This window comes from Chryseobacterium ginsenosidimutans, from assembly GCF_024807225.1.
GTDB classification, from domain to species: domain Bacteria; phylum Bacteroidota; class Bacteroidia; order Flavobacteriales; family Weeksellaceae; genus Chryseobacterium; species Chryseobacterium ginsenosidimutans.
In genome coordinates this window covers 1,170,871-1,192,765 of the sequence record NZ_JANUCO010000001.1, presented here as the reverse complement: position 1 = coordinate 1,192,765, position 21,895 = coordinate 1,170,871, and the positions used below count along the sequence as shown (strand labels likewise).

Annotated in this window: 20 protein-coding genes; all 20 read right to left on the bottom strand. The window is 32.7% G+C overall.

The window, feature by feature from the left end:
* The 20 genes from J3D55_RS05790 to J3D55_RS05695 all read right to left on the bottom strand — a co-directional run bounded on the left by J3D55_RS05790 (position 1) and on the right by J3D55_RS05695 (position 21,894).
* Positions 1-174, bottom strand: a complete 174-nt coding sequence (locus J3D55_RS05790) for a hypothetical protein (protein ID WP_259129038.1) — start codon at positions 172-174, stop codon at positions 1-3.
* A 211-nt stretch (positions 175-385) separates the two neighbouring features.
* Positions 386-811 carry an ester cyclase gene (locus J3D55_RS05785; RefSeq protein WP_259129036.1) on the bottom strand — a complete coding sequence of 142 codons (426 nt, stop codon included), beginning with the start codon at positions 809-811 and terminating at the stop codon, positions 386-388.
* A gap of 36 nt (positions 812-847) precedes the next feature.
* Positions 848-1,294, bottom strand: a complete 447-nt coding sequence (locus tag J3D55_RS05780) for a hypothetical protein (protein WP_259129034.1) — start codon at positions 1,292-1,294, stop codon at positions 848-850.
* A complete protein-coding gene (locus tag J3D55_RS05775; RefSeq protein ID WP_259129033.1) occupies positions 1,245-1,499 on the bottom strand; it encodes an HD domain-containing protein in 255 nt (84 codons plus the stop codon). The genes J3D55_RS05780 and J3D55_RS05775 overlap by 50 nt, the downstream gene beginning before the upstream one ends.
* A gap of 67 nt (positions 1,500-1,566) precedes the next feature.
* Positions 1,567-2,424, bottom strand: coding sequence for a helix-turn-helix domain-containing protein (locus J3D55_RS05770; protein WP_259129031.1), 858 nt, complete (start codon positions 2,422-2,424; stop codon positions 1,567-1,569).
* 441 nt (positions 2,425-2,865) lie between these two features.
* On the bottom strand, positions 2,866-3,336 hold the full coding sequence (locus J3D55_RS05765) for a hypothetical protein (RefSeq protein ID WP_259129030.1): 471 nt from the start codon (positions 3,334-3,336) through the stop codon (positions 2,866-2,868).
* Positions 3,288-3,572: a hypothetical protein gene (locus J3D55_RS05760; protein WP_259129028.1), complete on the bottom strand. Its 285-nt coding sequence runs from the start codon at positions 3,570-3,572 to the stop codon at positions 3,288-3,290. Before J3D55_RS05760 ends, J3D55_RS05765 begins: the two co-directional genes overlap by 49 nt.
* A gap of 624 nt (positions 3,573-4,196) precedes the next feature.
* Positions 4,197-7,379 (bottom strand): DUF2135 domain-containing protein, encoded by a 3,183-nt coding sequence (locus J3D55_RS05755; protein ID WP_259129026.1) that lies wholly within the window; start codon positions 7,377-7,379, stop codon positions 4,197-4,199.
* Between the two features lie 173 nt (positions 7,380-7,552).
* Positions 7,553-8,713: a glycosyltransferase family 4 protein gene (locus J3D55_RS05750; protein ID WP_259129001.1), complete on the bottom strand. Its 1,161-nt coding sequence runs from the start codon at positions 8,711-8,713 to the stop codon at positions 7,553-7,555.
* 1 nt (position 8,714) lies between these two features.
* Positions 8,715-10,040 carry a polysaccharide pyruvyl transferase family protein gene (locus J3D55_RS05745; RefSeq protein WP_259129000.1) on the bottom strand — a complete coding sequence of 442 codons (1,326 nt, stop codon included), beginning with the start codon at positions 10,038-10,040 and terminating at the stop codon, positions 8,715-8,717.
* Between the two features lies 1 nt (position 10,041).
* Positions 10,042-10,584: a hypothetical protein gene (locus tag J3D55_RS05740; protein ID WP_259128995.1), complete on the bottom strand. Its 543-nt coding sequence runs from the start codon at positions 10,582-10,584 to the stop codon at positions 10,042-10,044.
* Complete coding sequence (locus J3D55_RS05735; protein ID WP_259128993.1) at positions 10,559-10,954, bottom strand: glycosyltransferase family 2 protein; 396 nt, start codon at positions 10,952-10,954, stop codon at positions 10,559-10,561. Before J3D55_RS05735 ends, J3D55_RS05740 begins: the two co-directional genes overlap by 26 nt.
* A complete protein-coding gene (locus J3D55_RS05730) occupies positions 10,954-12,117 on the bottom strand; it encodes a glycosyltransferase (RefSeq protein WP_259128992.1) in 1,164 nt (387 codons plus the stop codon). The genes J3D55_RS05735 and J3D55_RS05730 overlap by 1 nt, the downstream gene beginning before the upstream one ends.
* A gap of 367 nt (positions 12,118-12,484) precedes the next feature.
* Positions 12,485-13,582, bottom strand: coding sequence for a hypothetical protein (locus tag J3D55_RS05725; RefSeq protein ID WP_259128990.1), 1,098 nt, complete (start codon positions 13,580-13,582; stop codon positions 12,485-12,487).
* 124 nt (positions 13,583-13,706) lie between these two features.
* Positions 13,707-14,903: an EpsG family protein gene (locus J3D55_RS05720; RefSeq protein WP_259128985.1), complete on the bottom strand. Its 1,197-nt coding sequence runs from the start codon at positions 14,901-14,903 to the stop codon at positions 13,707-13,709.
* Positions 14,900-16,300, bottom strand: coding sequence for a lipopolysaccharide biosynthesis protein (locus tag J3D55_RS05715; protein WP_259128983.1), 1,401 nt, complete (start codon positions 16,298-16,300; stop codon positions 14,900-14,902). Before J3D55_RS05715 ends, J3D55_RS05720 begins: the two co-directional genes overlap by 4 nt.
* A gap of 5 nt (positions 16,301-16,305) precedes the next feature.
* On the bottom strand, positions 16,306-17,193 hold the full coding sequence (locus J3D55_RS05710; protein WP_259128981.1) for a WaaS/CpsH family glycosyltransferase: 888 nt from the start codon (positions 17,191-17,193) through the stop codon (positions 16,306-16,308).
* An 80-nt stretch (positions 17,194-17,273) separates the two neighbouring features.
* On the bottom strand, positions 17,274-18,563 hold the full coding sequence (locus tag J3D55_RS05705; RefSeq protein WP_310466811.1) for a nucleotide sugar dehydrogenase: 1,290 nt from the start codon (positions 18,561-18,563) through the stop codon (positions 17,274-17,276).
* Between the two features lie 20 nt (positions 18,564-18,583).
* Entirely contained in the window at positions 18,584-19,552 is a 969-nt protein-coding gene (locus J3D55_RS05700) for an SDR family oxidoreductase (RefSeq protein ID WP_259128979.1), read from the bottom strand.
* A 2-nt stretch (positions 19,553-19,554) separates the two neighbouring features.
* Positions 19,555-21,894, bottom strand: a complete 2,340-nt coding sequence (locus J3D55_RS05695; protein WP_259128977.1) for a GumC family protein — start codon at positions 21,892-21,894, stop codon at positions 19,555-19,557.
* Between the last annotated feature and the right edge of the window lies 1 nt (position 21,895).

Here is a 21,895-nt window from a genome sequence, read left to right as displayed (position 1 = left end):
TTAAAAATTTATTTTACCTTTACTGTTAAAGGGTTTGTGATAATCTGAAATTGTTTTTTCAAGATATTTTCCTTTTGTGTCTTTTATTCTAAGATCAGCTTCTTTGTTTTTAGTTAAAAATGATTTTAATTGTGAAACAAAAACTGCAATCATTTCATTTTTAGAAAAATCCAAAGAATTTATCACGTGAATGGATGTTTGAGCTTTCACTAAATCCTTTTTAATGCAACCGATTGCACATATTGATCCGACAAAGGAATTTTTAGCTGTGAACATAATTCTATTCAATAAGATAATTTTACCAAAAGTAAAAATAATTTTCGTTTAAATATAAAAAATCCTCATCAATGATAAGGATTTAATATTTTTAATATGAGATATTAAATTACTGACCGCTTCTCAATTCTGCCAAAACAGCTGAAAGCGTATTGAGTCCCCAATGTTCAATATATTTTCCGTTTTTTAGACGGACCATATCAACGACATCAATACTTATTTCTCTTCCGGTAGCTGCAATTCCTAAAAAAATACCGCTGTGTGTGCCTTTAATATTTTTTCTTGTCGTCACCCAATCATCTTCTGCAATTTGCTGATAAACTGTCACTTTCATATCGGGCATTGCAGGGCGGAGAATATTATTAAAAGTATGAATCATCCCATTCTTAGTTTTATCACCTCCTTCAGGTGCAGAATTATTAACAAAATCATCATCCATCAAATCATTAAATACCTCAACATTACCATTTTGAATTACTTCTTCATTAAACCGTCTCACCACTTCTTTATTTTTATCGAGCAAAGAATTATCCATATTTATTAAAATTTTAATCTAAATTATTAAAAAATATTATTCGCTCCAAGGCGAGTGCAAAATACAGTCGCAGAAATTCTTTCTTTCAAAATTCGGGATCATGAATGCACAGACATCGGCTTTAATGTTTCCGAAAGTCGTTTCAGTTTTATGTTTAAAACCTTCAAAAAACGTGGGAATAATATTTTTCTTAAAATCATTTCTCGGAAAAGCTTTGATAATTTCGTTTCTGTTGCCTTCACTCAAATGTTCGTAGCCCTCTCCCATTACGTCCAGACCGACTCCGGAATACATTAAAGCGACTTCATTTTCTTTATGTTCTGCGATTCCGATGGTTGTATGAAGTGCGATCGTATCCCAAACCAATTGTAACTTATCGTTCGAAATTCCATGGCTTTTCAGGAAATCTCTGGCTGCATTGGCTCCGTCAACTTCAAACCTCAAATCGGGACTGCTGTAATGCGGAAACCAGTCCCAAATCATGAAAAACAGAACTTACATACAACAATTCTTCATCATATTTCATGTTTTGTCTTTTGCCGTTTAATGAAGAGAAAAGAAAAACCCTGAGAGAATGATTGTAAATGAATTCTGTGCCGTGTTCGAGTAATAATTCTGTAGCTTCGCTTGCTATTTTACTGTCGGGAATGGTAATTCCTGCAACATTTTTTAATTTTTGGACTGCCATTTTCTTGATTTTTAATGATACAAAAGTAGCATCCAAAAACGATGAGGGGAATGTCAAAATAGTCTTATCATCTGCCAATATTGACGAAAATTTTCCGATAATCCAACGGTGAAATCTGAGTATATTTTTTGAAAAAGTGACTGAACTGCTCCGGTGTGCTAAACGACAATCCGTAAGCGATTTCTTTGATTGTTTTGGTGGTAAATTGTAAATTCCGCTTTGATTCTGCAACGATTTGTCCGGCGATAATTTCTTTTGCCCCTTTTCCGGTTTTCTTTTTTGAAATATCCGAAAGCTTACGCGGTGTCACAGAAAGTCGATCTGCATAATACTGAACATCGTGCATCTCAATATATTCTGAGCTTACCAATTCGAGGAATTTTCTGTAAGTCTGATTGTCGAAATCATCAATCCCATCATGAAAAGAAGGAGCAAGATTGGCTAATTTTATCATTAAAATTTTAAGATAAGCCGCCATCGCATCGAGTTTATTCGGATAATCTTCAGCACTGAATTCATCAAACATCATCTCACAAACCGGATTTAATTCTGAAAAATCTTTTTCCTGCAAAAGCATTTTCTGGTGAAGCGCCGCATCATTAAATAACAACTGCTTACAATTGGACGCGCTTGCCGGAGTTTTCTCCCAAAAACAATTCCCAAAAATAATTTCAAAACCTGAAAGCTTTGTCTCATTTGAAAACGAAAAAACCTGAGCTTTGGAGATTAAAATGATTTCCTGATCGTTAATCTCAAAATGATTTTCATCAATCATCACATTTCCCGTTCCTTCATGTATAATGAATATTCGATTGTTCACCACACTTACCAAATTTCCTCCATCAAAAACCGTATTGTTGAGTTTTTTAATTTGAAAAGAATCTTTGATTTCTTTATCGAGGATCAATTTCTCAGTGAATTGCATGATTAACTTTTAGTTATCAAATTTACGGAGATTGATTAATTTTTAACAATAAAGCTGTTTAAACAAATAAAAATTTAACTGCAAAAGAGGCAAAAGCTATTATTGATGTGTTATTATTTTACTTATTGAGAAAACAAAAGCTAATAAAGAGCAAAAATCAAAGATTTTTAAAAGCTATTATGTTCTTATTTTTACTGTTTAGTAATGAACTTAATAACTATGTATCAATCTGTTGTCTCTTTTGTGGTAAAATAAAAGTTTAAACAAGGTCAATAAATGAGAAATCTTTGTAAAAAACAAAAGTCTGCTCTAAAGAACAGACTTTATAATGCTTGATTAAAATTAAGAGCTAAATAAACATAGGTGAATTCCTCAATAATTTTAAATAAATATTTATATTTTAAGAGTAATGAAAAGTAAGCAGACTTTTATTACCTAATTTTATGAACCTAAATCGGTAATGGTAAAAGTACAACCCGGTTCCACCTTATATGTTGTATCACTACAATCGGCTCCCATACAATGGATAGAGCCAAAAGTAATGGTTGTTCCTACCGAAAAATATAATGCTACCGCACCTCCACTATACATTGGGTTATTGGCAACAGCACTCCCTTTACTTAAATTATTTAAAATGTATTTATTATTCCCAATCGCAACAACCCAAGCTGATGCATTGTTTGTAGCATTTGCCTGTATCGGACCGGCAATAGAAACTTCATAAAATCCTGCTTTAGAAACAGTGTATGTATTATTCGTTGTATTCCAGTTACCATCATTTGTAAGTACATTTTGGAATGTCCATTTGGCATATGCCCCTCCTCCTGATGTAGCCTGTGATACAGTTTTCGTTCCAGCAGCCACTACTTTCGGAATAAATGCTGTGGATACTGCAGCCTGAGTTCCTGCCATAGACACCCAGTTTGTACCCTGTAATACATTTGTTTTGTAGAATTATCATACTTCATGGCTCCCGCTCCTGCTGCGGATGCTGTTTGATTGGTGTTTCCAAAAGCAATGGCAGAATTTCCTTTTGCTGCTCTTACATCAAGATTTACTAAAGGATTGGCGTTTCCTATCCCTACTTGAGCTGAGGAAATACCAGAAAGTAGTACTGAAAAGAGTACTAGAAATAATGTGTGTTTCATAAATGTGTGTTTTTTTTATTGAATTTCATACTTCAACGTTGCAAATATAATATTTTTTTTAATTCAAAATTAAATTTAATCACATAAATTCACATCAAATCGATTATTATGAATAATTTTTAGCAGGATTTCCTCACAATTCCACTATTAATCGACCTTTCGGGGTTGTCCTTTTTTTATTAATACATCAAATATTTTTTAGCATTATTTCTCCAACCCGCCGAACTTGAATATTTCACAAAGAAAGTTTCACCCAAAAAAGAGTAATGAAAGAATAAACAATTGTTTCATAAGGCTTTATATTAAAATAATTTAGTAAAAAAGATACAAAAAATTATCATTAAAAATAAAAAGCGCCGGCATTTCTGCAGACGCTTCAAACTCAATCTCCTTCATTAGACATCGACCATTTGAAAACTTACATTCACATTCAATATTTATTTATGTTTTTACCTTTGTTAAAAAAAATCCCGCAGGTTTGTAGATGATACAGCTTTTAATTAAATTGATTAAAAGTCTCAGATCATACGGCTTAATTAAATACACTGTACTTGCTTTGCCTGCGGGAATAAAACCTGACCAAATTCCATAACCACAATCACCGGAATTTGAAAAAGTTTCCACCTAAAACTCAAACTCACCAATCAGAATTCCGTCGTCACTGCCTCTTTCATCGTCTTTCTGATTTTGGAAAACCACTATTTTTCTTTCCTGTTTACCTGTTGCGTAATTGATATAAACTTCCGCCATCATCGCCGTTGGTCCTGCAATTCCGACCTGTCTTTCTCCAAAGAAATTGGTCTGAATTTTATATTTTCCTTTGATGGCTTTTTTCAGTAAAAATTGTTCCGGACCGAAACCTCTGGTGAAATCATTGCTCAATCTTCCTCCTATTTCCGTTGTCGGATGAGAATAATAGCAACGTTCGTTATTCGGATCTGTCACCCAAAGATCGATGTCTGTATCATCTTTGTTCCAGCTGATGACCACTCTGATGTTTACCGGAAGATCTGCAATAATTTTCGGGTTGATCTTTTTAAGGTCTAATTTGTTTCTGTAATTAGCAATCAGCTGGTTGATCTCCATGATGATGGTTTCTTCAATTCCGTTATCACGATCTGCCAATTCCTGAGTGTAAGACTGCGTCAACACTTTATACAAATTATCCAAAGCTCCCTGATATTGCTTATTATCTTCCAAAGCTAGCGCGTAATCTCTATAACTTTGAGGATCAAAAGGTCGCCATTCCAATACTTTTTGAGTCACAAAAAGTTCTTTATCAAAAACCTCAGCTTGTTTCAATTTATAAGCCAGTAATTTGTACAATTCCTCATTTTCAATATCAAGATCTGCAATGGAACTCAAGACTTTTAAGCCTAATTTTTTATCATTATTTTTAAACAACAGCTGAGAAATATCAAAATAATACTGAGGCAGATTTTCATACTCTTTTCTGTTTTTAAGATAAATCTGATAAATTGTTTCTGCATTTTTAGCCTCATTAAACAACTTCATGTATTCTGCACTGGATTTTACGTCTATTACACTCATTCTTCCTGAATTCAAAATATCAATAGGATTTTCACTTTCAGAATTTCTTCTTACATCAAGTCCTGCAACTCTGCCTTCCAATGTCAGATTCGTACTATTTGTACTATTAGAAGCAATAGAAGACATCCCTCTTACACTGATCTGTGCTTGTTCCCGTACAGGTTCAGAAGTAATACTCACAGATGAAGAAGTTTGTGCTTCTTTTCGAGAAACCTTGTTATAACCTACCATCACAACTTCTTGTATGTCATTAGATCGACGATCAGCAACTGGTGATTCAGATTTAATCTCAACAGCTTCGTCAGATTGTGGTGCTGCATCTGCAACTGTATTTGCTACCGGAGGAGTTGGTGCATAAGTTGGTGCAGCCGTTGCTTGAGAGGAAACTCCTGTTACTACAACTTCTTCAATTCTCATACTTCTTCCTGTAGCAGAATCTATATCTACATAATCTTGATTAGGTTCAGGATAACGTTTATTATCGTTTTGCTTATATTCTTTTTTCCACCATTCTTTCAGGTTTTGGGTCATTTCTTCGGCGTCACTCATGAGATCATTTACTCTTTCATCTTTTGCCGTTCTGTTGTTTTTTACGATTTCATTAAACTGAGTTCTCAATTCTGCAGGCGGAGTAATATCGTACCGAACATAATCTTCCACATTTTCTAGCACCATTAAGCTCATATTATTGCTAACCAAACCGAATTGCTTGCTTACAGTTTTAATATCATCTTTATTTTGTTTCTCAAAAATTTCCAGTTCGTTCAGTTTTTTTTGAGCCCAAAATTTTGAAATTTCCCAATCTTTTATGATTTGTTCACTAACATTTAAACTCATTGTTTTTGTTTCTGTCACTTCATTTCCGTACCCGAATTTCGCTGTAATTGTTGTTTGATTTCCTTTCAGAATACCTGTCAACACAAAATCCTGCGAAATCGTTTGCGTCAAAGAAGGATAAACTTCCGAAAGCGAATCATTATTTTCAATTCCTAAAAATTTCAAAGGCTGAGATAATAATTTTTTGACTTCTTTTTTGGGATCATTTTCATTTAAGTTCAAAAATTCTCCTCCGGTTTTATTGCTGATGAATTTCAACTGATTAAAATTCACATTATTGGATGATGAAATGGTGTAAGTCGGTTTGTTCCAGCCTAATTTCAATGCTCCGAAAGAAGATAATCCGTCTGTGAAAAACAAAATTTCATCTTCTCTTACTGATTTCAGTTGTCCGAAATCTGTTCCGCCGTCATATGTTGTCTGAGATAAATAGGCTTTTAATTCCGTCCAGTTTCCATCATTTATTTTAAAGGTTTTTCCTTCATCGAACGTGTTATTAATGAAATATGTTTTTACGGTCAGATTTTTATTGGTCTTAAAATATTCTTCCAGCAAGCTCCATTCTTTGGTGTGGTCGCGTTTTTTTCCGCTTAAAGAATTATCCCAGACAATCGCCAGTTTATTGGGAAGCTTTTTTGCTCTTTCGTTTGGATTAATATTCAGATTTGCCAGGAAATAGGCTGAATCGCCGGAAGCCTTTTGAATCAAAACACTTTGGTTTTCATTATTTTGCGGTAAATTTATCTTTAAATTATTTCCGGGTTTGTATTTTGTCTTGTGAATTTCTGCAACCCAAACATTTCCATTTTTAACAAAATCAAAACTTCCATCCGGTTTTTCTTCCAATTGTGGAGAATCCGTATTCTGGAAAACAGTTGTTTTAATATTGAACTCCGGAATTTCAGAAGTATAATTTAATGGTAAAAAATACTGATAATTGTTCCCTGATTTTTTTAATTCGTAATTATAAGTAATCTGAACTGTTCTTTCACCGCCATTCGCATTGATCGGGTAAATCGTTGTACGGAAGTTGTTTCCTTCCACTTTTTCCAACACTCCGGGATCGACATTCCTTTTTTTGATGGTTTCGTAGACTTCTTTGGCTTTTTCTTTTTCTACAGGAACGGCATTTCGAAGTTTTCCGTTAATATCCAAAGCATAACCACTCGCATTTACTCCTTCCGGAAGCGGAAAAGTGAGTCGCCCTTCTCTCAATCTGTTCGAATTATTTTTAAAAACCATGGTCACAACATTGGTAGAAATTCTGCCCGTGATTTTGGTTTCGATATTTAATTTCTGAAGAATGACCTGATTATTTTTCTCATATCCCCCTTTCCCATCCGCCGTTTCAATGGTCGGAACCTGCGCCAGACACAGAACGGGGAAAAACAACAGTAATTTTATATATAAGCTTTTCATAAAAAGTGAATTTGTAGTGTAACAAACGTCTCTATTTATAAAGATGCAGAAAGTTGGAAAAGGGTTGGAAAAATTTTAGTATTTTTAAGTAAGTCGCTGTTAATGAACACAAAAAAACCTTCCTGAAATTAGAAAGGTTTGTAATTTTATCTGATGATAGATAATTATATTGTCTAGACTTGTTCTTGAAGTAAGCCTTTATATTCATTTAACAAGGCATTCCAAACTACTGATTGCTCATAACGGGATTCAATCATTGGTCGAGCATTTACTTCTAATTTCTCGTAATAATCGCTATCTGACACCATCATTTTCATTGCTTCGCTAAGTTTTTTACTATTTTTAGCAGGAACTATTGTTCCGTTTTCTCCTTCTACAATGATTTCGTTGCATCCGTTGATATCAGAAACTATACTTGGCAATCCCATTGCTCCCGCCTGCATTACTACATTGGGAAAGCCTTCACGATAACTTGGAAAAGCCAATACATCTGAAATCGCAAAATAAGGGCGAACATCTTTCTGAAAACCTACATCTATGATATCCGGATTATTCTTAATTTCATATAAAATATCTTCAGGCAAAGGGTCTAATTCCTGTTCCAAAGGACCAACCAATAATAATTTAAATCGGTGCTGCGGATCTTTTGTCTTATTTAAAAGAAAAAAAGCTTTCACCAACTCATTAATTCCCTTATCTCCTACCAAACGACCTACAAATACGAAAATAAAGTCTTCATTTTTAATATTTAATTTTTTTCTTAGGAACTCCTTCTGTGCTTGGGAAACCCGGTCGGGTGAAAAATGCTCCAGATCGATCCCATTCACATTACCATTTCCGATAACTTTTAAATATTTTGAAGTGATTTTATAATCAATCAAATCTTGTTTTACTCCTTCTCCTTCCGGATAAATATGAGTGGCTGCCGAGCACAACAGCTTATCCATACCTATGAGAAGTTTCTGTATCATACCCTTTCTCGTCGGAAAAATAAGCCCCGTAAAGGTATGAACACGGATCGGCACTCCCGCCATTTTCGCAGAAAGCATCGTTAAAAGCCCTGCTTTAGGCGTTATGGAATGTACAATTACCGGTTTTTCTGTTTTTAAAATTTTGTATAATTTATAAAGAGAAGTTAAATCTTTTAAAGGGCTGATCCCTCTTTCCATATTCACTTCAATTGTTTTTATACCTTCTCTCTGTTCTACCTCATCGAGCAATTCGCCTTCAGAAGAAATTCCTACAATATCATAAAACTCATTTAAGAACTTCAATTGCCCTTTCAATAAAACATTCAAAGACAATGGTACTGTTGATGTCCGAATTATTTTCATATTAGTATAAGGATTGTATGTCTTTTATTAACCTGTTCCTGCTGTCTGTCACCAAACTCATCGACTGATTCAACTGCGATTTTATATTGTCATATTCTGAAATAGCTTTATCAAACATAGTAATCAGCAAATCAGACTGTACATCCTGAATCTGAACTACATAATCATCCAAATTAAAGTCTCCCATGATTCCCAAAGCCTTATTACCACCATATCCGATCGCAATCGAAGGCACTAATGAAGTCAATGAAAATATGATTGAATGAAAACGCGTTCCTATGAAGAAGTAAAAGTTGGAGTACAGTGCTTTTAATGTGTCGCAAGGTAAATTTTCATTAATCCAGATGATATTCGGATCCTGAACCTTTTTAAGCAAATCTTTAATAGCATTACGGTCATCTTCATGAGAATTCGGTCCTAATGACTGATTACATAAAGCCACTTTGTAGCCTTTACTCAACATATGTTTTGTAAGATCTACAACCGAGTCGATGTATTTTTTATATAACCCTTCCGGATTTGATAAGCCTGGAAAACGCCAAGGTCTAATTGTAACTCCGACAATCTTGTCTTCTGTTGTTAAATTATATTTCTCTAAAATCTTCAAAGCTTCTTCCTGACTTCCTTTTTCTAAGAAAAAACCAAGATCCATTTCTACCGGGATCTTTTTTTCTAATAACTCCCCTAAACTTTGAGATGAAACATTCTCTCGCGCATAAACCAGATCCAGCTGATTAAAAACTGTGCGTACTTGCTGCTTCACCGTTAATCCGATAAACGGACCATATGAGTTGGGTAAAAAGACAACTTTCTTTCCTAATGCTTTTGCCAGTCTTACATAAAATAAAAAATACCACATTAAATACGGCGCCGTTTTCTCACCATACGCATGAATAAAACCTCCCCCTTTTACAAAAATAGTTTTTGCATCATGGAATTGTTTTACCGTCTGATATGTTTTATCATCAAAATTTTTCTTTACTTTCTCGAGATCATTGCAGATTTTAATTAGATGTCTCGTATTTTTAAAATCCAGTCCTGCATTTCTAATCTGTTTTAAAAGTTCAAACTTTGATTCTTTAATATGCTCTCCTGACTTATGTTGTCCTCTGCGAGGATGTTTTAAAATATTGTTTAATAATTTAAAACCATGTTCTTCAGACTGTTTGCACAGCAATGCTCTTTCTTCTGCATTATCACCCGCATCCAAAATATATACTTCATCATAAAGCCCGGTATCTTTGGCAAGCCTCCAGCTTTCCCAGACCAATGCCTGATCTCCTTTATTCAAATCTGTTACTCCGGGGACTATTATAGCATTCTTCATTCTATATCAATTTTCCTTGTTTTATCCTATGTGTGTTTTGTTTTACCTTATAATTGATATATACATTCAGCAGTATTCCGAAAGGAATGGCGATGAGTGTATATGTTTTGTTGGGGGAATCTTTGAAAAAATTCCATTTTTTGGCAAAAACGCATGAGGATATATAATGTACTGAGTTCTTCAGCACTACTTTTTTATTAATCCCATACTTCATTTTCATTTTTCTATATTCTATGAATGAGTTGGGGCTATTTTTATATCTTTTATATAATCCGTTGGACAATCCGTCCTGCTGGTATTCTATGATACAGTAAATCTCGTTTGAGAGAATAAATTTATACTCCTGATCAATTAATGGAAATATCCAGCTTACTTCATGAAAAATTTCATTTTCAAAATAAGGGTAAGGCAGATACTTCTTATATTTCTCTGTATCGAAAATATATTTCTTGTCTCCTTTAATCTTATAATGATCCACTAAATCAGAATAGGTAGATTCTTTGATATCCGGTAAAAGTTCACCCGCCACAGAAACCGTCTTCATAAGCATCTAAACCGATAATTCCTGCAGAATTGCTTTTCTTATTGGCATTCCAGAATTTTAATATTTTGTGGATACCATCTTCAGGCATATAATCATCGGAATCTATGCAAGTAAACAATTCAGTATCAATATAATCCAAGGCTAATATCTGAGCTGCCAGTTTTCCTTTATTTTTTTGATAATGATACTGTATTTCGATCTTGCCTTCTTCTATCCATTTATCGGCTTGGGTGGAGGTATTGTCGCTTGAGCCATCATCTATAATGATCCACTTAAAATCCTGGCTGCTTTGATTGCACAAAGAATCATAAAGCCTTTTGAGAGTTTTTTCTCTATTAAAAGTTGGGGTAAAAACGGTAATTGATTTCATTATTGACCCAATTTTTTAAATATTTTATCAAACTCCTCAACCTGATTCTTTTTACCGTAATTATTGACGATTAACGACTTTCCGTTGTTTGCAATAAATTGGTATAACTCTCTGTCATGATAAAGCTTATAAACATATTCATAATAGTCATCTACATTATTATGAGTCGTGATATATCCTGTAAAATTGTGTAAAATATAATCTGTAACTCCACCTACAGGATTTGCGATAACCGGCATTTCAAAAGCCAGCGCTTCCATGATGACACGAGGTAAACCTTCAGTATCAGACGGATGTATTAAAATATCACTGCTTTTAAAAATGCTGTAAGGATCTTTTTGATTAAGCAAAATCTCTACATTATCATCAAGCTTAAACTGATTAATATCATTACGGATCTTTTTCAAAAAATTCTCTGAAACGGGCGTATCATAAACAGCTCCCATTAAGATCATCTTAAAATTAATGTTGTTTTCTTTTAATCTCTTAGCCAAAGAAATAGATACGTTTTGCCCTTTTGCCGGTAAAAATCCACCGCAATGCAAAATGACCATAGGATCACTGTTTTTACGCTCTTCTCTGCTGTTTTTATATTGATCAACTTTTGTTAAGTCAATGGCATTCGGTACAACAAAAATCTTTTCTAAAGGAGCCAAACCTCCTGTAAATATCGCCTGTCTTGTAGATTGAGACACTCCGATGAAATAATCGGAATTATACTTAAACATTAATTTTTTAAGAAAACCAATAGAATTATAAGCGAACCAGCCTCTTGCGAAATAGGCTATCTTATAGTTCTTCCCTTTCTTTAAGATAGAATTGGTTTTAATGTTATTTACAATTACTACATCAGGTTTAAAGGTACTTTGAAAAGTATTAAATTCTTTTTTCAGCTTAAACCAATCCAATAAGAATAAAATGATATTTACAAATATCTTAACCGGATTTTTGGAACTGAAAATCGCAATTGGGGTATCATTTTTCTTTAATATCTTAATTTGGATACCGTTAGCTTGTACGTCATCAACAAATTCGTTGCAATTACCCCAAAAATCTACGATAACCGAATTATGTCCTTCATCATTTAATCTTTTGGCCAATTCGATAGTACTTTTACGAGCGCCACCATGAATTTGAACGGCTTCAAGGAAAATTATATTCATTTTTTTATTTCACTTTCATTATTAATATTCTCATAAGATAAAATTGGTTATAAGTCTTTTTTAAGCTACTATGAATCAATAATCACCATATTCTCAGAGATTCAAATCCCGAAAATGTTGTTATGTTTTTATTAATAAAGATGATTTTTTTCAGATCTGTGTGTTACGATATCTTAGCAATGAAATAAAATTTTATTCCGAAAACAATATAATTATATTATCATATTGCTATATAATTATATTTTGAGTTTATATATTTCTATATTTAGATCAAATATACAAAAAAAATAATATCTCACATGCGATTGAATAATACTAACCAATAATTTATTATTTCTAGGGAATTATTAACAAAAAATTAATATGTTCATTTTATATCACTATTTTTATTAATAGTATAATCAGATAAAAATTGATTAACAGAATTAGCAGAGTTTTTTGACGCCGTTGATTTATTAAACTTCATATCTTTTAATATTAAGCTTACATTATTTTTTTTGCCCTCATAGTTCCTAATAAATGCTTTACCAGGTAAAGTATAGTTAGAATTAGTAATTATAATTTTCCCGGCAAGTAATTGCTTGTAATCTAATTTACTTCTGGTAATAGATAGACCTAAAGCAATTCCTGAATTAATATCACGATGATTATTTATTTTAATTGAAATAGGCTTAATGGTACCGTTTAAATTCCCCGTGGAAACAATAATGCCATGCACCGCATTATTTTTTGTGATAATACCGTCTAATACCACATTTGTTATTTCATTACTACTTGAGTTGGGTTCGATATCAATACCGCTTTGTGGATTGTGACCTCTGGTATTACTAATCGTAGTATTTTTTATCAAAATATTGATTCCTGATATTATAGAAATTCCATTTCTTCTGTTATCATTTACTAGCCCACCATTTACAGTTATATTTTTGGGAACTGTAGTTTCTTGCCCAATATAAATGCCGTCTCCCCAAAATTTTGAAATCATTGGCTTAAACAACTTGATATTGCTGCTTGATTTTATTGACACACCATTTCCCCATTCTCCTTCATTGGACAGATGAGTATATTTATCTCCTTCTATATTTAAAAAGAAGATAGTAACATTCATAACATTACTTATATTAATTAATTTATAACCTCCTCTAATACTGCTCTTTAAGATTATTTTTGAATTCGGCTGAAATAAAATATATTGGTTTGAATGTAAATTAAGCCCTTTATCAGAGATAAGTACCGGATAATTTGGTAATATCAGTTTTGTATTTTCATCAAGAGCTTTTTGAAACAAATCTGTATAATCTGTTCCCCCTTTTTTATCTATATTTTTAGGTAAATACTTTTCAATATTAACCGCATCTTTAAAGTATTGATTTTTAATATCAACATATTCCGTAGTATTTACCTTTTGAGCAAAACAGCAAAAAAATTGAAATATTCCGAAAAATATTATATTTAATTTAATCATTTTTTAAGTTGATTTTTATTTAATTTTAAGATATAAACAAGCACTTTAAGACTAAAAACTATTTAAAGTGATTCCCAAATATTGGCAGAATAAATAATTTTCTTATCAATTCAATCATCTATCTTTAATTCTTTCCTTTATTAGAATTGTTATAAGAATCGCTCATGCCCCTACTATGAATAATTGCTCTGTATTTATAATAATCTTCTTTATTAAAAATACTTGAATATGGGTAATACATATTAAATTTATTAGCCTCTCTAATAATGTGATCGTATGAAGTTGAATAATATTGATATTTATAATATAATGGACAAAATGACAACAAAAGAATTAATATTAATCTCACTTTTTTAAATACACTTACATGCATTACCAAATACAGTGTATTTACAAAAAACACCAACATAAATAATCCAAAATAATTAATAAAACGACCAAACCCGGAATAAGAAATATAAATAGAAATTATAAAAAAGTAAGGAAAAATTAATTTTTCAAAATCCAACTTATCATAATATTTTTCATTCAGCTTAATAAGATAATATGGGAATAAAGCAAAAATAATGAAATTATAAATCATCCCGTTGATACTTAGGGAATATCTAGAATATTTAACAAATTTTGATGATAAGCTATCTGTAAAAGCAAAAACACCTGCAATATTAGGAAATAATGAAAATAATGCCGTAGTTATTAATACCGCAACACCTAAAATAATTAGTCCTTTTTTATCTAACTTAAACTTACTAAGAAAAGGAAGCAACAGCAAAACCACTGCAGAAGTATGGAAAAAAATCATTATAATATTCACTATATAATATTTTTTGTGATTTTCTTCCTTCAGTGCCGGAAACATAAATCTGGCAAAAATGCATATCGGAATTATTTCTCTTAAAATTTCCATATTAAAATAGAAATAATACAACACAGAATAAAACAAAACAGCTGTAAAATAAAACTGTGTATAGCGCTTAAAGAATTGAAAAACAAAAATGTTAACAAATGTCGCCTGTACCAATTGAAAAAACCAAAACTCAGGAACAATTGTTTTGCATAAAGAATTTACCAAAATATATCCCGGTTCCCATCCTACTTTAAGAAAATTTGTATTGCCCAATTGATATATTGGATAAATTAGTTTTTCAAATCTATCCTGATATACTAAAGAATCTCCTCCAACTTTCCATCTCAAACCTGCAATAAGAATAAGGATAATCATTGACAGGTAATAAAAAAAGTTTTTAGGTCCTTTAGCTTTTAAAAAGTCAAAAGATATAGAGAGTATAAATAAATAAATAAAGACTATTAAGTAAATCATTCTGTTATTTCCTTTGTCTTTTTATACGCAAATATTAGATTTATTCCAAAGAACGAACAAATTCCTATTCCTATTAATACTCTTATAAATAAACTAATTTCAATGTACATGATCAATATAACTACAATCAATGTAGGTACTAACATTAGTACGAACTTAACTATACTAAAAGGTATTGGGTAAAGCTTATTGGAAATAAACCAAGATAAGATTACTAAAAATAAATTGGTAATCACCATAGCTAAAACAACGCCTTTTAATTCTAACAGTTGAATTAAGACAAAAAGAGAGATAATATTAACAATTACTGATAAAATAAAAGTAAAGGATAAATATTTTGTTTTTTCCTTTATTTTAGGACCTATATCAACCGTTTCTTTAATTATATATAATGAAAAGAATAATGATAGCCCGCCTACATACTTATATGCTGAATAAAATTCTTTTGTTGCTAGTAATTTAACCAGTTCCAGAGAAAATAAACTGATCAAACAAACAAATAGGAAAGTAACCCCAACAACAATTGGGAATACATCGGCAAACAACTTTTTGTTGTTATCCTTTTTAAACTGAGCATGCATGAAAGGAGCCCATGCCATAATGAAAGCTGTATTCACCAACTGTATCGAAGATGCAAGTTTCATAGACACAGAATAAATACCAATAGCCGCTAAAGATAAGTATCCCAACATAAAAAAGCGATTAGCCTGACCTAACACCATACTCCCTACTCTTGCGGGAAATTGAGGCAAAGCATATTGCAAATTTTTACGGGACATTATATTAGATAATTTGTATACAAATTGTTTACGAACATAAAACGTGACCAAGGCAGTCGAACAAAATATAGCGCTTACCTGTGCGATAAATACTCCTTTTAACCCCAATTTAAGGTAAATAATAAAAATATAGACAAACAATAATGTTGTAACAACTTTTGTAACAATAACTATTAAAAATTTTACATTCTCTTTTTCAAATCGTAATAGAACAAGTCCCAGCATACTTATGTTAGTTAATGGAAGTTGTATTGCTATTGTTTTAATCAACAGAGAATATTCAACGCTTCCAAAAAGCCACTGTGATAAAAAAGGTGAGATAAAAAATATTAATAAACCAATAACTATTGAACAAGCTGAAATCCAATAATAAACAGTAGAAACCAATAATTTCTTCTTAAGAGAATTATATTCATAATAATATCTTTGTAGAGACGTTTCCAGTTGTAATAAGCCAAATATACAAGTAACCTGTAAAATAGTTCCTATCATATCTATAATACCATACTCCGTTGCATTGAAATACTTAGTATAGATAGGCAGAAGAATAAAACCTAACAACTTTTCAATAGATGTTGCCAATCCAAAGGATAAAAATGCTTTTAAGAAATTATTCATAAAAATTAAAATCTATTTAACCAAGTAGAAAAGTCATAATAATTAACTAATTCTGACCTTATTTCATGATATGAACCATTAATAAAATCATTTATATTTTCGAAATTATCATGATCCAGTATAAAAATATTAGCAGGATCATAAAAGCGCTCCTTTCTAATATTTTTGTCATTCGTTATCAGTTTTTTTCTAAAAAAGATGGACTCCATTGGTCTTAAAGTATTTCCTGATTGCCCTGCCTGTATATAATCAAGGATACAGCTTGACTGAGAAACTAGCTTTAAATAATCATAATAAGGTAAAGGTTTAATATCTTGAGGATTTGGTTGACCTTTATCCGGTACAATATGAAACAATGTTTTAATTTTAATGGCAGTCAAGTCTTTATTTATTTTATCTAAAACAGATTTTCTTTTTTTATCTGCACCTAGAAAAATTACATCAAATTTTATTGCTTCATTTTTATCAACATCAATATTGTCAAAATAAAATGTAGTATTAAACTTCAAATTATATTTTTTACAGTCATCTTCATCAAAAGACCAGTATTCTATATTTTTTCTTTTTAATTTACTCGGGTCAAAACACCTAAAAACAGGATTCCAATACCATACTATAATGCGTATATCGGGGTAATTATCTGCAAGATATTCGATAAAATCAAATCGGTTAGTTGCAAATATAATTACAGTATCAATAGTTGTAACATGCTTTCTCCAGTCACCATACCAACCACTTTTTTTAATGCCAGTTTTGAATGAAATTTTTCTAAAAATTTTTTCGATCTTATTAACCTTTCTGAAGGATGGGAAACATCTCACCCCTTTCTTTTCTATACTGGGTACAAAGTACTGTATAGAATCATATATAATTAAAGTCTTATCTAAATTCATTCAAACAACCTTATTAAAGTGTGCTATAATTGCGGTTTATAATAAATAATATTATTCAATAAATTCTTATATTTATTATCTTACAGTCTAGAATCACATTCTTCTAAAATTCCCTTTACATCATAAATCACCCCTCCTTCTTTTAAATGCTTACGTAAATCTAAATTCATAAACTCGTTGTGTGCAACGGTAAGAATAATCGCATCAAACTTCTCATCCGGAATCTCATTGACAACTGTAAGACCGTATTCATGCTTTACTTCCGCAGGATCAGCCCACGGATCAAAAGTAGTTACCTGCAATGCATAGTCCTCAAGCCCACGAATCACATCTACCGCTTTTGTATTACGTACATCCGGGCAGTTTTCTTTAAAAGTGATTCCTAAGTTTAAAACTTTAGCGTCATTTATAGTAAGCTTCTTTTTAATCATCGTTTTCACCAACTGTGAAGCAACATATTGCCCCATTGAATCGTTAAGACGACGTCCTGCTAATATAATTTCCGGGTGATACCCATTTTCCTGTGCTTTTTGTGCCAAGTAATAAGGATCGACTCCGATACAGTGACCGCCTACTAATCCGGGTTTGAAAGGTAAAAAGTTCCACTTCGTTCCGGCAGCTTTTAATACAGCATGAGTATCAATTTCCAAAAGATTGAAAATTTTTGCCAATTCATTCACAAAAGCAATATTAATATCTCTTTGTGAATTCTCAATTACTTTGGCTGCTTCAGCGATCTTGATTGTTGGTGCCAAATGGGTTCCTGCAATAATTACAGATCTATATAAAGAATCTACAATTTCTCCGATTTCGGGTGTCGAACCAGAAGTCACTTTTAAGATTTTTTCTACCGTATGTTCTTTATCTCCGGGATTAATACGTTCCGGAGAATAGCCTGCAAAGAAGTCTTCGTTAAATTTCATTCCTGAAACCTTTTCCAAAACAGGAATACATTCTTCTTCAGTAGCGCCGGGATATACGGTAGATTCATAAATCACAATATCCCCTTTAGATAATACCTTACCTACCGTTTCTGAAGCTTTATACAAAGGCGTCAGATCAGGACGGTTGTGTTTATCAACCGGAGTCGGAACTGTAATAATGTAAACGTTTGCATCCTTAATATCATTGATATCATAAGAGCAGTACAATCCATTCTGATCGGCTTGAAAAGGGTTTTCCTGTGTTAATATGGGTTTCAATACTTCGGGCTCTACCTCTAAAGTACTGTCTACTCCTGTATTCAGTTCCTCAATCCTATTTTGATTGATATCGAAACCTACAACCGGATACTGGGTTGCAAATAATCTCCCCAAAGGCAGACCTACATATCCTAATCCGATAACGGCAATTTTAAATTGTTTTTCCAAAAAGATTCGATTTAAAAATGTTATTTTAAATTTTCCCAATACCAGCTTATAGCTTCCTGTAAGCCTTTTTCTATAGTATGGGTAGGTTGATATCCTAATAATTTTTCTGCTTTTTCAACCGAAGCTAATGAGTGCGGTATATCACCGACACGGTTCGGGCCATAAGTAGCATCAACTTCGGCAATTTTTTCATCGAATTCGCTTAAATATTTTTTAAGGTATCCAATAAGATCATTCAATGTTGTACGATCTCCGACTGCTGTATTATAGACTGTATTGATTGCTTCCGGATTTTCAGTTAACATCGCTAGTTCATTCATCTGAATGACATTATCAATGTAAGTGAAATCACGCGAATAATCTCCCGTTCCATTGATTTTAGGAGATTCATGATTCATGAATTGTTTTATAAATAAAGGAATCACGGCTGCATAAGCTCCGTTGGGATCTTGTCTGCGTCCGAATACGTTGAAATATCTTAAACCGATACACTCCATTCCGTATGTTTTTGAGAATACATCAGCGTATAATTCATTGACATATTTGGTAATGGCGTAAGGTGATAATGGTTTTCCGATTACGTCTTCTACTTTCGGTAATGATGCAGAGTCACCATACGTAGATGATGAAGCAGCATATACGAAACGTTTTACATTGGCGTCACGCGCAGCAATCAACATATTTAAAAAACCTGAAACATTCACATCATTACTTGTGATAGGATTTTTAATAGATCTTGGAACAGAACCTAATGCAGCCTCATGTAACACATAATCTACATTTTCTACTGCTTTTTGGCAGGTTTCCAAGTCGCGTATATCACCTTCAATTAGTTTGTAATTTGGGTTTTGAAGAAAAGGCTCGACATTGTGACGATGACCTGTTTCAAAATTATCTAAACAAACTACGTAATAGCCTTTATTTAAAAAATATTCGGTTAAGTTAGAACCAATAAAACCAGCTCCGCCTGTAATTAAAATTTTATGCATTTCTATGATTTAAACATTTTCTTCCACCAACTTTTCTTATCCTTCGTTTGACTGTAACCATAGCCATAGCTGTAATTATATCCGTAACCTCCTGCGCGTTTTGAAACATCGTTAATGACAAAAGATACATTGTTCAATTTCTTGTCATTCACCAGATCGTTAGCAAAATCAATCAATATATTTCTTGATTCTCCTGATCTTACTACGTATAAAGTCGCATCTGCGGTATCAGCGATACTTAGTGTATCTGAGACCAGCATAAGCGGTGCAGAGTCAATAATAATATAAGTATATTGAGAAGACATCTGAGCGATAAGCTTCTGATATCTTCCGTTGGAAAGTAGTTCCTGAGGATTCGGAGGAATTGTTCCTGCATAAATCACATCACATGAAGGATTGGTTGTTGATGTATGGATAAGCTCCTCAACATTTACCGAATCATCATATAAATATTCTGTAAGACCTTTTCTTCTCGTTGGTTCACTATCATATCTCTGAAGCTGAGGATTACGAATATCTGAACCTATCAAAAGACCTCTTCCGTTTTTATTGGCTAAAGTAAGGGCAAGATTCACAGAGACAAGGGTTTTCCCTTCTCCTTTTACCGAAGAAGTTACTATAATAACTTTCGCAGAATCTTTTACAGGTAAAACAAACTTAAGGTTGGAAACAAGTACCCTGAATGCTTCCGCCAACTCCGAAAAGTCGTTTTTCTGTACCAAATGGTTTTCACTGTCTTTAAGTGATGGTATATCTACCAAAATACCTAATTTGGAACGTTCCTTAATATCATCTCTTGAATAAATCTTGTCATCTAACCCAAATAGGATATAGAAAATTGCAAAAGGAATTAATAATCCCAAGAACAAAGCTCCCGGAAGAAGAACACCTCTTTTAGGTGATACCGGAATATCTTCTGTAAAGGCAGGGTTTACAATTTTGGCTTTCGGTACATCTACTGACAGATTGATTGCGTTTTCTTCCCTTTTTTGAAGTAAGAATAAAAAGAGTTGTTCTTTAAGAGTCTGTTGACGTTCAATTCCTCTGTACACTTTAGATTGACCAGGAACTTTTTCTATGACGCTATTGCTGGTCGTGATTTGATTCTGAAGTTGAGAAATACCCGCCTGTACAGCTGTTTTCTGTTCGTGAATATTGTCGCGAATGATATCCTTTAATGAAACAATTTCTTTGTTCATTTCTATGACAGCAGGGTTTTCATTGGTTGCCTGCTTCATGGTTTTGTTTCTCGTGATAAGAAGTTGGTTATACTGAGAAATCGATTGCTCCAATGAAGGGCTTAATCCTAAATTAGACGGCATAAGCTGATTCGTGTTTTTCGAAGCTTCTGCTGTAAGAGAGTTCAGGAGATCAAGCTGCGTCTGCTGAAGAAGAAGAGCTTTGGTATTTTCACTTGTATTTTGAAGCGCGAGCTCTGCCTGTGCCTGCAAATCAACAATACGATTGCGGTTTTGGAAATCTTCTTTCTGGTTTTCTACTCCGGAAAGGTCTCTGGTGATCACCTCAAGCCTTTTATCAATAAACTTCTGAGTATTCTCAGCTTGTAAATTTTTATCTCGTTGCCCGTCGATATTATATTGCTTTGTCACTTCATTCAGAATAGCTTCTGATTTCTCAGAAAGAGAACCGATCAGACTGATATCCATCAACATTGCCTTTTCATCCGGTAAATTAACCTGAATTGTTTTTTCCAGTTTTTTTACCTTCTCGATCGGATTCCAAAAAATAATTTTGTATTCCGGTTTAAAAGGAAGAGAATGATTTCTTTGTAATACCACTATTCCAAAGTCCAACTGTAAAGGAATATTGAATTTTCCCTTAAAACTTTCTTTTTTCTGACTTGTAAGAGTAAATTCATCGCCTTTTACACTTGTTATCGTGTATTGAGAGGATACGAATTTTTTATTGTTATTATAAGTTATAATCTTTGCAGTTATGGGAACATTGGAAAATAGCTGCGAATCTTTAATTTCTCCCGAATTGTAATACTCTACATTGAGATTAAGATTTTGTACAACCTGCATGAGTATGGGTCTCGAATTCACAACCGCTGCCTCACTTTTCAGCTCATCAGCATTACCTAAACCTATCCCAAGATTATCGAGATCGGATAAAGCTGACGAAAGATCATTTTGTTTTTTATCAAATTTAAGGGTAGTTTTTGATTGGTATTGAGGGACACTATACCTCAGATAAACATAAGTCCCTGCTAAGAATAACAATACAGAGGCAATAAACCACGGCCATTTATACAGATATTTAGATACAACTTTCCTAATATCTAATCTTTCTTCTTGTGCCTGAATTTCTATCTTCTGCATA

Bases quoted from the DNA above. Each gene is read 5' to 3' on its own strand.
- J3D55_RS05785 (WP_259129036.1), bottom strand. From the start codon at position 811: ATGGATAATTCTTTGCTCGATAAAAATAAAGAAGTGGTGAGACGGTTT.
- J3D55_RS05780 (WP_259129034.1), bottom strand. From the start codon at position 1,294: ATGATTTGGGACTGGTTTCCGCATTACAGCAGTCCCGATTTGAGGTTT.
- J3D55_RS05775 (WP_259129033.1), bottom strand. From the start codon at position 1,499: ATGGCAGTCCAAAAATTAAAAAATGTTGCAGGAATTACCATTCCCGAC.
- J3D55_RS05770 (WP_259129031.1), bottom strand. From the start codon at position 2,424: ATGCAATTCACTGAGAAATTGATCCTCGATAAAGAAATCAAAGATTCT.
- J3D55_RS05765 (WP_259129030.1), bottom strand. From the start codon at position 3,336: ATGGCAGGAACTCAGGCTGCAGTATCCACAGCATTTATTCCGAAAGTA.
- J3D55_RS05760 (WP_259129028.1), bottom strand. From the start codon at position 3,572: ATGAAACACACATTATTTCTAGTACTCTTTTCAGTACTACTTTCTGGT.
- J3D55_RS05755 (WP_259129026.1), bottom strand. From the start codon at position 7,379: ATGAAAAGCTTATATATAAAATTACTGTTGTTTTTCCCCGTTCTGTGT.
- J3D55_RS05750 (WP_259129001.1), bottom strand. From the start codon at position 8,713: ATGAAAATAATTCGGACATCAACAGTACCATTGTCTTTGAATGTTTTA.
- J3D55_RS05745 (WP_259129000.1), bottom strand. From the start codon at position 10,040: ATGAAGAATGCTATAATAGTCCCCGGAGTAACAGATTTGAATAAAGGA.
- J3D55_RS05740 (WP_259128995.1), bottom strand. From the start codon at position 10,584: ATGAAGACGGTTTCTGTGGCGGGTGAACTTTTACCGGATATCAAAGAA.
- J3D55_RS05735 (WP_259128993.1), bottom strand. From the start codon at position 10,954: ATGAAATCAATTACCGTTTTTACCCCAACTTTTAATAGAGAAAAAACT.
- J3D55_RS05730 (WP_259128992.1), bottom strand. From the start codon at position 12,117: ATGAATATAATTTTCCTTGAAGCCGTTCAAATTCATGGTGGCGCTCGT.
- J3D55_RS05725 (WP_259128990.1), bottom strand. From the start codon at position 13,582: ATGATTAAATTAAATATAATATTTTTCGGAATATTTCAATTTTTTTGC.
- J3D55_RS05720 (WP_259128985.1), bottom strand. From the start codon at position 14,903: ATGATTTACTTAATAGTCTTTATTTATTTATTTATACTCTCTATATCT.
- J3D55_RS05715 (WP_259128983.1), bottom strand. From the start codon at position 16,300: ATGAATAATTTCTTAAAAGCATTTTTATCCTTTGGATTGGCAACATCT.
- J3D55_RS05710 (WP_259128981.1), bottom strand. From the start codon at position 17,193: ATGAATTTAGATAAGACTTTAATTATATATGATTCTATACAGTACTTT.
- J3D55_RS05700 (WP_259128979.1), bottom strand. From the start codon at position 19,552: ATGCATAAAATTTTAATTACAGGCGGAGCTGGTTTTATTGGTTCTAAC.
- J3D55_RS05695 (WP_259128977.1), bottom strand. From the start codon at position 21,894: ATGCAGAAGATAGAAATTCAGGCACAAGAAGAAAGATTAGATATTAGG.